At 58.8% G+C, this 11827-nt stretch carries 9 protein-coding genes; 4 read left to right on the forward strand and 5 right to left on the reverse strand.

Annotation, left to right across the window (positions count from 1 at the left end; all coding sequences use genetic code 11):
• Positions 1 to 79: 79 nt before the first annotated feature.
• Genes Q7V46_RS15490 through Q7V46_RS15500 form a run of 3 tightly spaced genes read right to left on the reverse strand, consistent with a single transcriptional unit; the run spans position 80 to position 4836 of the window.
• Positions 80 to 1615 (reverse strand): SpoVR family protein, encoded by a 1536-nt coding sequence (locus Q7V46_RS15490; protein ID WP_304914448.1) that lies wholly within the window; start codon positions 1613 to 1615, stop codon positions 80 to 82.
• Positions 1612 to 2901, reverse strand: coding sequence for a YeaH/YhbH family protein (locus Q7V46_RS15495; protein ID WP_304914449.1), 1290 nt, complete (start codon positions 2899 to 2901; stop codon positions 1612 to 1614). Before Q7V46_RS15495 ends, Q7V46_RS15490 begins: the two co-directional genes overlap by 4 nt.
• Before the next feature lie 12 nt (positions 2902 to 2913).
• Positions 2914 to 4836, reverse strand: coding sequence for a PrkA family serine protein kinase (locus Q7V46_RS15500; protein WP_304914450.1), 1923 nt, complete (start codon positions 4834 to 4836; stop codon positions 2914 to 2916).
• Positions 4837 to 5175: 339 nt separating this feature from the next.
• On the opposite strand from Q7V46_RS15500, the gene Q7V46_RS15505 reads away from it, so the two are divergent.
• The 3 genes from Q7V46_RS15505 (at position 5176) to Q7V46_RS15515 (ending at position 9586) form a co-directional block, all read left to right on the forward strand.
• Complete coding sequence (locus Q7V46_RS15505) at positions 5176 to 5847, forward strand: class I SAM-dependent methyltransferase (RefSeq protein WP_304914451.1); 672 nt, start codon at positions 5176 to 5178, stop codon at positions 5845 to 5847.
• A gap of 158 nt (positions 5848 to 6005) precedes the next feature.
• Positions 6006 to 7379, forward strand: coding sequence for a transcriptional regulator PpsR (gene ppsR / locus Q7V46_RS15510; protein ID WP_304914452.1), 1374 nt, complete (start codon positions 6006 to 6008; stop codon positions 7377 to 7379).
• 29 nt (positions 7380 to 7408) lie between these two features.
• Positions 7409 to 9586, forward strand: a complete 2178-nt coding sequence (locus tag Q7V46_RS15515) for a GAF domain-containing protein (RefSeq protein ID WP_304914453.1) — start codon at positions 7409 to 7411, stop codon at positions 9584 to 9586.
• On the opposite strand, the gene Q7V46_RS15520 is transcribed toward Q7V46_RS15515, so the two are convergent.
• Positions 9568 to 10242 carry a heme oxygenase (biliverdin-producing) gene (locus tag Q7V46_RS15520; protein WP_304914454.1) on the reverse strand — a complete coding sequence of 225 codons (675 nt, stop codon included), beginning with the start codon at positions 10240 to 10242 and terminating at the stop codon, positions 9568 to 9570. The two genes, Q7V46_RS15515 and Q7V46_RS15520, sit on opposite strands and share 19 nt — an antisense overlap.
• 131 nt (positions 10243 to 10373) lie before the next feature.
• Positions 10374 to 10946 carry a C40 family peptidase gene (locus Q7V46_RS15525; RefSeq protein WP_304914573.1) on the reverse strand — a complete coding sequence of 191 codons (573 nt, stop codon included), beginning with the start codon at positions 10944 to 10946 and terminating at the stop codon, positions 10374 to 10376.
• Positions 10947 to 11199: 253 nt separating this feature from the next.
• Between Q7V46_RS15525 and Q7V46_RS15530 the strand changes: the two genes are divergently transcribed.
• Entirely contained in the window at positions 11200 to 11802 is a 603-nt protein-coding gene (locus Q7V46_RS15530) for an isochorismatase family protein (protein ID WP_304914455.1), read from the forward strand.
• The last annotated feature ends 25 nt before the right edge of the window (positions 11803 to 11827 follow it).

Raw genomic sequence — 11827 nt, forward strand, 5'->3', positions numbered from 1 at the left:
AATCCCGCCACGCCGACCAAAAACGCAGAGAGCCCGGAGTTTCACGACTCCGGGCTTTTTCGTGTTCTGTGTCAGCGGGTCAATGATGATGTGCTGGCGCTGGCACCTGCCAGGTTCGGCGCACAACGCCATTGATGTCCACGCTTTCCAGATGCACGTCAAAGCCCCACAGACGGGCCACGTGTTTGAGCACTTCGGGCGTGGCATCGCTCATGGGCATGCCATTGCGCTGGGTGTGGCGCAGCTTGAGAGAGCGGTCACCCCTAACATTGACGTTCCACACTTGGATATCGGGTTCCCGATTACTGATGTCGTACTGGCGGGAAAGCGATTCTCGCAGCGCCCGATAGCCGCTGTCGTCGTGAATGGCTGACACCTCGAGTTCGACTGCCTTTTCGTCGTCGTGAATCGCGAACAACCGGAAGTCGCGCATGACTTTGGGGCTGAGGAACTGACCCACGAAGCTTTCATCCTTGTAATTGCGCATCGCATGGTCCAGCGTCTTTAGCCAGTCAGTGCCTGCAATGTCGGGGAACCACCTGCGGTCTTCATCGGAGGGGTTCTCGCAGATTCGGCGCAGATCGGTGAACATGGCAAAGCCCAGTGCATAGGGGTTGATGCCGCTGTAGGCACGATGGCCAACGGGGGGCTGGAAGATCACGCTGGTGTGGGAGCTCAGCCATTCCATCATGAAGCCATCGGCCAGCAGGCCCCGGTCGTACATGGTGTTTAGCAGGGTGTAATGCCAGAACGTGGCCCAGCCTTCGTTCATGACCTGGGTCTGACGCTGGGGGTAAAAGTACTGCGCGACCTTTCTCACGATGCGCACAACTTCGCGTTGCCAGGGCTCGAGCAGGGCGGCATTCTTCTCAATGAAGTAAAGAATGTTCTCCTGCGGCTCTTCAGGAAAGCGCCTCGACGCATTGGCCTCCGTGGCCTGACCTTCGCGCCGTGGCAAGGTTCGCCACAGCTCGTTCACCTGCTGCTGGAGGTGCCTCTCGCGCTCTTCTCGCTGTGCACTCTCCTGTGCCAGAGAGCGCTTTTGGGGACGCCGGTAGCGGTCGACGCCGTGGTTCATCAAGGCGTGGCATGAATCGAGGATTTCTTCGACCGCCTCCATGCCGTGGCGTTCTTCACATTCGGCGATGTAGTGCCGGGCATAGACCAGATAGTCGATGATGGACGAGGCATCGGTCCACATGCGAAAGAGGTAGTTGCCCTTGAAGAAGCTGTTGTGCCCGTAGGCCGCGTGCGCAATCACCAGTGCCTGCATGGCCAGTGTGTTTTCCTCCATCAGGTAGGCGATGCAGGGATCGGAGTTGATGACGATTTCATAGGCCAGGCCCATGTGACCGCGGCGATAATTTTTTTCCGTGCTGATGAATTGCTTGCCGTAGGACCAATGGCGGTAGAGCATGGGCATGCCAACGCTGGAGTAGGCGTCCATCATCTGCTCGGCAGTGATCACCTCCAGTTGATTCGGATACACATCCAGACCATAACCGCGCGCGGTCTTTGCGATTTCGGCGTGGTAGGTTTCAATCAGGTCAAAGGTCCAGTCAGACGGGCTGGGCAACCGTTCGTATGCTCGAGGCTCAGTCAAAGGTTGTGTCATGCGGTGACCCCTTTCTTTTTGAAGAGATCGCGGAACACAGGGTAAATGTCCTCTGGTGCACTCACCTTGCGCATGGCGAAGTTCCGGCGACTGGCCAGCAATTGCGAGTATTCCTGCCAAAGGTTCTGTTCTGGTTCGGCCACCTGCACATAGGCGAAATAGCGAACCAGCGGGAGGATGTTGTCAGACAGTAGTGCGCGACAGCGGCCGCTGTCCTGATGCCAGTTGTCGCCATCGCTGGCCTGCGCGCCGTAGATGTTCCATTCCCCGCTGGGGTAACGTGCGCGAATGATCTCATCCATGAGCAACAGCACGCTGGAGACGACGGTGCCACCTGTTTCAGTGGCCCGGAAGAACTCTTCCTCGTTCACTTCCTGTGCCTGAGTGTGATGCCGCAGGAACACCAGGTCGATCTTTTCGTAATGCTTTGTCAGAAACAGATAGAGCAGCATGAAAAAACGCTTGGACATGTCCTTGCGCGGCTCGTCCATCGAACCCGATACGTCCATCAGGCAGAACATCACCGCCTTGGCACTCGGGATGGGGGTCTTGACACGGCTGCGGTAACGCAGGTCGATGGGATCAATGAATGGCACATGACGGATGCTCTTTCGAAGTGTCTCAATCACTGCCTCGGTTTCGAGGATTTCACTGTTCAGGGCCTGCGTCTTGGGTTCGTGCTTCTGCAGGTTCAGCAGATGCGCCTCAAGTCTGTGCAGCTCCCTGCGTGGTTCTCCGCCCAATGCGATGCGGCGGGCGAGTGCCCCTCGCATGGAGCGCACCACGTGCAGATTGTTGGGCGTGCCATCGCTGCTGAATCCGGCGCGGTGGCTCTTCCACTCCGGTACTTCGGCCAGTTGGGTGCGGATCAGGTGGGGCAGGGCCAGATCGTCAAAGAAGGCACGCATGAACTCTTCGCGCGTGAGGCGAAACACAAAATCGTCTTCACCCGTGCCGCTGTCGCTGGCATCACCATCACCGCTGCCCGAGCCAGACCCTCCAGGTGGGCGGGCAATACGGTCTCCGCGCAGATAGTCGCGATTGCCCGGGTGCACGAATTCGCGGTTGCCGCCCCGCGCATGCCCGAAGGAGGGTTCCGACACATCCCGACGCGGCAGCGTCACGTCCTCGCCTTGCTCCAGTTCTCGGATGTTGCGGCCGCTCACCGCCTTGCGCACCGCCTCCTGGATCTGGCCGCGGTAGCGACGCAGAAAACGCTCCCGATTGCCAATCGACTTGTTCTTGCCGGACAACCTGCGATCAATGATCTGCTGGAAGATGGCCACGCGCAATTGCTCCTATGAACTCTTTCTTACCCGCAGGTACCACTCGCACAGCAGGCGCACCTGTTTGGCCGTGTAGCCTTTTTCGACCATGCGGCTGACAAAATCCTCATGCTTCTTCTGCTCGTCGGCGCTGCTTTTGGTGTTGAAGCTGATCACTGGGAGCAGTTCTTCGGTGTTCGAGAACATCTTCTTTTCAATGACGGTGCGCAGCTTCTCGTAGCTTGTCCAGGTCGGGTTGTTGCCCGCGTTGCCAGCTCGGGCGCGCAGCACGAAGTTGACGATTTCGTTCCGGAAATCCTTTGGATTGGCGATGCCTGCGGGCTTTTCGATCTTTTCCAGCTCGCCGTTCAGTGAAGAGCGGTCAAACACCTCGCCGGTGTCGACGTCGCGGTACTCCTGGTCCTGGATCCAGTAATCGGCATAGGTTACGTAGCGATCAAAAATGTTCTGGCCGTATTCGCTGTAGCTTTCCAGGTAGGCCGTCTGGATTTCCTTGCCGATGAATTCGGCATAGCGCGGTGCCAGCAATTCTTTGATATAGCTGATGTACTTCTGCTCGGTTTCTGCAGGAAACTGCTCTCGTTCGATCTGCTGCTCCAGCACGTACATCAGATGCACCGGATTGGCAGCCACTTCGGCGCTATCGAAGTTGAAGACCTTGGAGATGATCTTGAACGCGAAGCGGGTGGAAACGCCGCTCATGCCTTCGTCCACGCCCGCGTAGTCGCGGTACTCCTGAAGCGATTTGGCCTTCGGGTCCGTGTCCTTGAGGTTCTCACCATCGTAGATCTGCATCTTGCTGTAGATACTGGAGTTCTCAGGCTCTTTGAGTCGGGTGAGCACGGAGAACTGGGCCATCATGCGCAGCGTTCCGGGTGCGCACGGCGCCTGGGCAAGCGACGAGTTGCGCACCAGCTTCTCGTAGATCTTGATTTCTTCAGAGACTCGCAAACAGTACGGCACCTTGACGATGTAGATGCGATCCAGAAAGGCCTCGTTGTTCTTGTTGTTGCGGAAAGCCTTCCATTCGCTCTCGTTGCTGTGGGCCAGCACCACGCCGTCAAAGGGTATGGCACCAAAGCCCTCTGTTCCCTTGAAATTGCCTTCCTGCGTGGCGGTGAGCAGGGGATGCAGCACCTTGATGGGTGCCTTGAACATCTCCACGAATTCCAGCAGACCTTGGTTCGCCAGACACAGGCCGCCGGAGTACGAATAGGCGTCCGGATCGTCTTGCGCGAAGGTTTCCAGCTTGCGGATGTCGACTTTGCCGACCAGAGAAGAAATATCCTGGTTGTTCTCGTCGCCCGGTTCGGTCTTCGCCACCGCAATCTGCCGCAGCACAGACGGATAGCGCTTGACCACCTTGAATTTCCGGATGTCCCCGCCGTACTCTTCAAGGCGCTTCACAGCCCAGGGCGAGAGGATGCGGTTGAGGTACCGCCTGGGGATGCCGTATTCTTTTTCCAGAATCTCTCCGTCTTCCGCCGCGTCAAACAGGCCCAGGGGCGTCTCGTTGACCGGCGAGCCTTGAATCGCATAGAACGGCACGTGTTCAACGAGCTGCTTCAGGCGCTCTGCGATCGAACTCTTGCCGCCACCCACCGGACCCAGCAGGTAGAGGATCTGCTTCTTTTCTTCAAGGCCCTGGGCAGCGTGTCGAAAGTAGGACACCACCTGTTCGATAGCGTCCTCCATTCCGTAGAACTCTTTGAACGCCGGATAGATCTTGATGACCTTGTTGGCGAAGATGCGCGAAAGCCGCGGGTCGTTGCGCGTGTCGACCATTTGCGGGTCGCCGATGGCCTTGAGCATGCGCTCAGCGGCACTGGCATAGGCCACTGGGTCACGCTTGCAGAGGTCAAGGTAGTCCTGCAGCGAGATCACCTCTTCCCGTGTGCGCTCGTACCGGGCGGCGAAGTTGCTCATCACGTCCATACTGTCATCTCCTTAGAGTCAACAAGACTTCATGCTGGCATTGGGCGCAGCGCCCAATTTACTCTTTTGAAGCCGCACCAGCACTGTGCGCGATCAACAGAAAACTGCCAGTACTCTCAACGGTCTCACCAGCATAGAGCAAAGATCAGGCCTGCTGCACACTGTTGTTATTCTGAATGGCACCCCCGTATCAAAGTTCCGAATATGAAGGGCAATCCACAGGGATTTCTTGGGCTATTGCCGGATGCTGAGTCAGCATGCTTTTTCCACCTTAAGTGCGCCTGACTTGCGTCGATGGCTCTGCAGGTCTATCCTGAAAAACGAAAGGGATGACTTGCCATGATCAAACAGTCCAGAAGCGCCGCGCAAAGCCGGTTCCCAGATAGGGGAGCAGCCCTTGAGCGCTACAGGATGCGCGCTGAAGGTTACGACGGCGAGTTGGCGCTGTTCGAGCCCTTGCGGCAGGAGGCGATATCCCGGCTCAAACTCCGGGACGGAGAATCCGTGCTGGACGTCGGTTGTGGCACCGGACTGAGTTTTGCGCCGCTGAAAGCACTTGTGGGAGAGCAGGGGACCATCGTTGGCATTGAACAGTGCCCGCAAATGCTAAACAAAGCCAGGGAGCGTGTTCAGGCTCATGGCTGGCACGGGGTCAGGTTGTTGAGCGAAGCTGCCGATGAGGCATCTCTGCGCGGCCAGGCCGACGCGGCCATTTTCCATTTCACGCACGACATACTTCGGCAGCCAGAAGCTATCGCCCACGTGATGCAGCATCTCAAGCCCGGTGCAAGGGTTGTGGCGACTGGCCTTCAATGGGCGGCCCCCTGGGTGTGGCCGGTCAACCTGTTTGTCTGGAGCGCTGCGATGTACTCGGTCACCACCATGGACGGACTGGACAAGCCGTGGTCCATTCTCGCCACATTCCTTCGGGATATGGATGTGAGCACCACGTGGATGGGGAGCATCTTCATTGCAACCGGGACATGGAGCGGGCGCGAGCATGAAGTCTGAAATCGCCAAAATGACCCTCAAGGCGTAAAATTGCAAGTCGAGGTTTTAAATCAGTCGCACGCCACTGGACAAGACTGGCGCGGCGACAGAAGCCAGCTTCCCTCCTGATGAAAGCCACCATGACCGATCGTCCGGACAAGCCCATTGATCTGTGTGAGTTGGCGCCACTGGCGCCTGAACTTGCATTGGCCCTGGCGACGGTATCCAGCGACATCGCATTGGTCATCAGCTCAGATGGCGTGATTCAAAACGTTTCCGTGTGCGACGCCAAACTCACGGAGGCCACGAGCGACTGGGTTGGCCGTCACTGGAGTGACACCGTCACAAAGGAGTCGCGCGCGAAAGTGGATCAGTTGCTCGAAGAGGCTTGCACAGCGGGACTCACACGGCGAAGGGAGGTGAGTCTGCTCTCGCATTCAGGCGCAGACATCCCGATGGCCTATTCGGCCATTCGTTTGGGCCAAGGTGGTCCGCTGATCGCCGCAGGGCGCGACATGCGAGCCATTGCGGCCATCCAGCAGCATTTCATCCAGTCGCAGCAGGAAATGGAACAGTCCTATTGGGCGCGCCGTCAAGCTGAGTCCAGGTACAGGCTTCTTTTTCAGGTGGCGACCGATGGCGTTCTGGTGGTGGATGCCCTGACCATGCAGGTCGTGGATGCCAATCAAGCCGCAACTTGTCTTTTTGGCTTGCCGTTGGAATCGCTGGTCGGCCTGGATGCAGCTCAGGGGTTTGATCCCACATCTCAGCCTGCTTTTGGGGAACTCCTCACTTCTACCCGAACAACGGGACTGCCCGCCGAGATCCGTGCTCGCGTCGCGGGCAGTGCTGCACTGGTGGCGGTGTCAGCCACGCCGTTTCGCGCGGACAACGCATTGTTGCTCATGGTGCGGGTCCGGCCTTCTGACGCTTTGATCCAGCAAGACCCGGCGCAGTTTGTCGAGCAGACTCAGGACGCCGTTGTGATCACTGATTCAAGCGGTGGCATCCTGATGTGCAACCCTGCATTTGCGCGATTGTGCGAAGGCGGCGGCGCAGTCCAGCTCAAGGGGCGTCAGATTGATGCTGTTCTGACAGGGCTTGCGCCGTACCTGCCCCAACTCATCAGCGAGGCTCAGCGGCGAGGGCTGACGGGTCCATTGCCTGTGGCACTTGAATCGCCTGCAATATCCGTTGAGGTGGTGGCAACCATGCTCGATGAAGGTGATCAAGCGTGTATCGGCCTGACTTTGCGCACTCTTCGCCCTTCAACCCTGTCGACCGAAGGCATTGACGGCGAACTGGCGCTCGAATTATCTCAATTGACTGCCCGTCTGGGTGAGGTGAAGCTGACGGAGCTGGTGCTCAGTGCCACTCAAGTGATCGAACGCCATTTCTTGAAAGTGGCATTCGAACGTGCGAACGGCGATTCCGAGAGGGCGGCCAGGGTGCTTGGCCTACCGGTCTCAGTGCTCGAGCGGCAGCTGATTGAACTCGGCTTGCAGCCCGCGCAGGGGGCTGGTGGTGCTGCGCCCTCGGGCTTTCTGAACTAGCCCGCAGCAGAATTTCGGACATCCTCAGCGTGCCAAACAGCCCCGCATTCGGCCAGGCCGATCTGACCAACTGCGAGCGCGAGCTCATTCACCTTGCGGGCTCCGTTCAGCCGCATGGCGTGATGCTGGTGGTGAACGAAGCCGACTGGACCATCGTTCAGCTCAGCGCCAATGTTGCTGAGCTGATCGGCAAGCCACTGAGTGAGCTGCTGGGCAAGCCACTCAAGCTGCTGGGCGGAAACCTGGATGAGTGCGTGCGGAGCATGGCAGGCGCATGTTCGTTGGAAGATCCAGAGCCGATGCAGGCGCACGTGTCGCGCGGCGACGTCGAGGGCAGCCTCCACCGTCTGGCGCCGGGCGTGCTGGTTGTAGAGCTTGAACCCTTGTGGTTTGCAACTTCGGACGCTTTCACGGTTGCAACCGGCGCAAAGGAACTGCGAGACCACCTGGCGGTATCGGTTGAGCGCTTCGGAAAGGCATCTACGGTGAACCAGCTGGCCGACGCAGCGGTCAAAGCCTATCGAGAGCTTACCGGTCATGACCGCGTCATGGTCTACCGCTTTGACCCCGATGGCCATGGCAAGATCATCGCCGAGGCACGCGATCCCCGCCTGGATTCCCTGTTGGGGCACCATTACCCTGCGTCGGACATTCCTCAGCGCGCCAGACAGTTGTACATCCGCAACCGGGTCCGGGTGCTGGTCGATGTGCACTACGAACCGGCGCCGTTGGTTCCCCGGCTGTTCCCACTCTCGGGGCAGGACACCGACATGTCGATGTGCTACCTGCGAAGCATGTCTCCCCTGCACCTGCAGTACCTGAAGAACATGGGTGTGTCAGCCACCTTGGTGGTTTCACTGGTGCATGACGGGCAGCTCTGGGGCCTGATAGCGGCACACCACTACGCGCCCCGCAATATGCGATTCGCCGTTCGTGCGGCTGCCGATCTCATGGCCGAGGTGATCTCGACGCGCATTGCCGCCATTGAAAACTATGCTCACGCGCAGGTCGCCATACAGGTGCGGCGGCTGGAGCAGCGGCTGGTTGAAGCCACGTCAACCGAAGGTGATTGGCGTTACGCCCTGTTTCGCAATCCGCGCACGCTTTTGCAGCCCCTGGAGGCCACTGGCGCAGCACTTTTCTACGAAGGTGAGATCCTGACGACCGGAGAGGTGCCATCAACACCGGAACTTCGCGCTTTGCTTCAATGGGTCAACGACTGCCCTCATGAAGCGCCGTTCAATTGCTCGTCGGTGTCCAGGTCCAACCCGGAACTCGCTTCGTTGACGCCCACCGCCAGCGGCGTGCTGGCGATGCGACTTTCACGAGTTCGACCTGATTTCCTCATGTGGTTTCGCAAGGAGCAGCTTTCCTCAGTGACCTGGGCAGGTGATCCGACCAAGCCTCACGTGGGAGATGACCCGCTGGAGTTGTCGCCGCGCCGCTCATTTGCGGCTTGGTCGGAGATCGTGAGGGGCACGGCGTTGCCTTGGACCGCTTCAGACATTGCCCTGGCCAAGGCCTTGGGACTCTCCCTGGCGGACATCATCGTGCAGATCCACGCAGTCCGCCTCTTGATCGCGGAGCATCAGTTGGGACGGATTCGCAGCACGATGGAGAGCTCCCATGAACCTGTCGTTATTGCAAGCCCAGACGGGCGTGTACTCTTCACCAACCAGGCCTTTTTGCAGTTGGCCGGTCCTGCAAGTGCTGAATGCGGTTCGCTGGAGGAGGTGGCGACCTTGTTCAGCGATCCGCAGGCGGTCAATGAAATGTTGGCCAATACCCGCACGGCACACCAACCTTTGCGTAAAGAGTTTTCGTTGACTCGAGGGCCAGGCATGACGCTGCCGGTGAGCCTTCGAGCGGAGGTGGTGCCGGGCACTGCCGGCGCAGTGATCGGATTCATTCTGATCTTCGCCGACCTCAGTGACAACAAACGTGCCGAAGCCGCTCGGCGTCATCTGGAAGCTTCATTGACCGAGGCCGCTCGCGGTTCGCTGGGCTGGCCCCAGCGGTCTGGCGCGAGCACCGATGCCGATGAGTTGGTCAATGCCATCTTTACCAATGTGTCGCTGGCGGCCATGGACATTGCAGACTCGACCATCGGCCCTTCTGTCGCACCCTTGCTGGAACAGCTCGAACAGTCGGCACGACGCGCAGCGACTCTGTACGGGCATATTCGGAGTCACACTGAAAAGTCCTGAGACGGACCGGTCGAGGAGGCACTGAGCGCCTTGAAGATCAGACCATGCTGTTTGAACGCCCAGAGTGTCTCATCCACCACCGATGTTGTTTCCGCCTCTGTCAGTGGCAGCGCATCAAGTGCTTCGCGAAGATCGCGGGCATGGTTGGCGGCCTCGGTCTTGCCGCCAAAATCGTAAAAGGCGACACAAGAAATACGCAAGTGCTCCGTAAGACGCGAGACGGCGCGTGTCAGCACCTGGCCCCCATTGAGGTCTCCCAGGTACCGAACATAGGCATGGGCAACCAGGCGAACCGGGTCTTCGGTTGAGGCATTGAGCAAACGGGCGACATAGGCCAGGGTGGCTTCCTGAACCGGTAGCTTGAGCCAATTGTTTTTTACAGAGAGCGCAGTCAGATCGCTTTCCAGGGCGGGCAACCTGAAGAGATCTGTCTTGCAGACCAGCCCCACCCGTGGATCACCTGCCCTCAGCATCAATGCCGGTTCCAGCGTGGCGTAGATCGCATGGAGGTTGCGCAGCAGCGCGACATAACCATCGACGGGCAGTTCGCCACGCAGAAGGTCAGGCATGACACCGGTGCGCTCCACTTCGGCGTGCAGCGCGCGGGTGGCTGATCGCAACTGGGCCGCGAGCAGCGGGATGGGCTGGTGGGTCATGGTTGGGAAACGATGGTGCAGTGTGCACTGCGAGAAGCAGCTCGCCCTCTCAGCGCCGCGGTCAGCGAATGCGCTTGCAATGGGCTCGGGCACAGGGGTTCACGTTCGCGCAGAAAGCGGAAGTGAAGACCTCAGCGCATCACGCTCGCAGAAGACTCTGAGGGTGTGTCCAGGAGCACGCGGCGCGCGCCATTGAAACGCGAATTCCAGTACGAGAGGCGCATGTCTTCCAAGCGCACATGGGCGCCTGCTCGGGGAGAGTGGATGAACCGGCCTTCGCCCACATATATACCGACATGGCTGAATGTGCGCCGCATGGTGTTGAAGAAAACGAGATCGCCTGGCTTGAGTTCGTTGCGGTCAATCATCTGGGTTGCCGCAGCCTGTTCATCAGAACGCCGGGGCAGTACCTTGCCCACAGACTGCTCGTAAACCGCACGCACAAAACCGCTGCAATCAAAGCCTGTCTCGAAGCTGCTTCCACCCCACTTGTAGGGGACACCCAGGAAAGCCATGGCATTGATGACCAAACCAGAGGCCTGGTCCGAAACCGACAGGCGGGCTTGCTGCAACTGGTCACCAAGCCGGGTGATCAGGCCTTTGTCCGCCAACAGCGTATCCAGATCTCCATAGGTGTCGTGCGCCGGCGCAGCATGCGCTGCGGAAGACAACACCAATACGAGAGCGGGGATGCATCGGACCATGTCGGCGAGGGTATCGGTGTTGATCTTCCAAGTCAAGCGAAGAAAGAGCTTCAAGCGCTTGATTCTGTTGTACTTTCGAATACATGGCGACACTGCGCACGCATGCGGTGATGCAGGTGGTGCCACTCATTCACCATGCGGCTCTGTTTTCGGACGGGAATCTGGGTGGGTCGACAGGCTTCAAGTGTGCCGCCAGGCGAAGTGCTCGGCGAGAATGCGGTTTCTGATAATTGAAATTGATCAAAGGAATTGCATGTTGTTGGATGCCGAAGACTCACAGTTGGTGCTCGTGGATTACCAGGAACGCCTGTTGCCGGCTCTGTCCGATGGTGCACTGGCATTGGCCAACGCCGTCCGGTTGGCCCGCATGGCAATTTTGATGGAGGTGCCCGTGCTGGGTACTGAGCAGAATCCTGAAAAGCTCGGTCCTAACGCCCCCGAGCTTCGTCTGCTGTGCCAGAAAACCTTGGCAAAAATGTCGTTCGGTGCAGTGTCCGATGGGTTGGCAGATTGGTTGCGTCCGCTGGTGAAACAGCAGGGTGGCAATGCGCGCAGTCTCCCCAAGCATTTGCAAAAGCCCGCTGCGTCACCGCAAGGCAGACAGACCATTGTGATCGCAGGCTGTGAGGCCCACGTCTGCCTGCTCCAGACTGCGCTGGAGTTGATCGAGCAGGAGTTTGATGTCTGGGTGGTAACCGACGCCTGTGCTTCTCGTACGGAACGCAACCGCGATGCGGCTTTCGATCGCCTGGCTGGGGCAGGTGCCGAGTTGGTGACGACTGAAATGGTTGCGTTCGAGTGGCTGCGTAGTGCTGACCATCCCTTGTTTCGAGAGGTCCACGCGCTGATCAAGTAGCTGGCGGAAGGGTGGCGCAGTGGCT

Origin of the sequence: Hydrogenophaga sp. (genome assembly GCF_030651625.1) — a bacterium.
Lineage (GTDB): Bacteria > Pseudomonadota > Gammaproteobacteria > Burkholderiales > Burkholderiaceae_C > Hydrogenophaga.

What these genes read in the sequence shown, in the direction of transcription:
- Q7V46_RS15490 (WP_304914448.1), bottom strand. Translation starts at nt 1,615, where the DNA reads ATGACACAACCTTTGACTGAGCCTCGAGCATACGAACGGTTGCCCAGC.
- Q7V46_RS15500 (WP_304914450.1), bottom strand. Translation starts at nt 4,836, where the DNA reads ATGGACGTGATGAGCAACTTCGCCGCCCGGTACGAGCGCACACGGGAA.
- Q7V46_RS15505 (WP_304914451.1), top strand. Translation starts at nt 5,176, where the DNA reads ATGATCAAACAGTCCAGAAGCGCCGCGCAAAGCCGGTTCCCAGATAGG.
- Q7V46_RS15520 (WP_304914454.1), bottom strand. Translation starts at nt 10,242, where the DNA reads ATGACCCACCAGCCCATCCCGCTGCTCGCGGCCCAGTTGCGATCAGCC.
- Q7V46_RS15525 (WP_304914573.1), bottom strand. Translation starts at nt 10,946, where the DNA reads ATGGTCCGATGCATCCCCGCTCTCGTATTGGTGTTGTCTTCCGCAGCG.
- Q7V46_RS15530 (WP_304914455.1), top strand. Translation starts at nt 11,200, where the DNA reads ATGTTGTTGGATGCCGAAGACTCACAGTTGGTGCTCGTGGATTACCAG.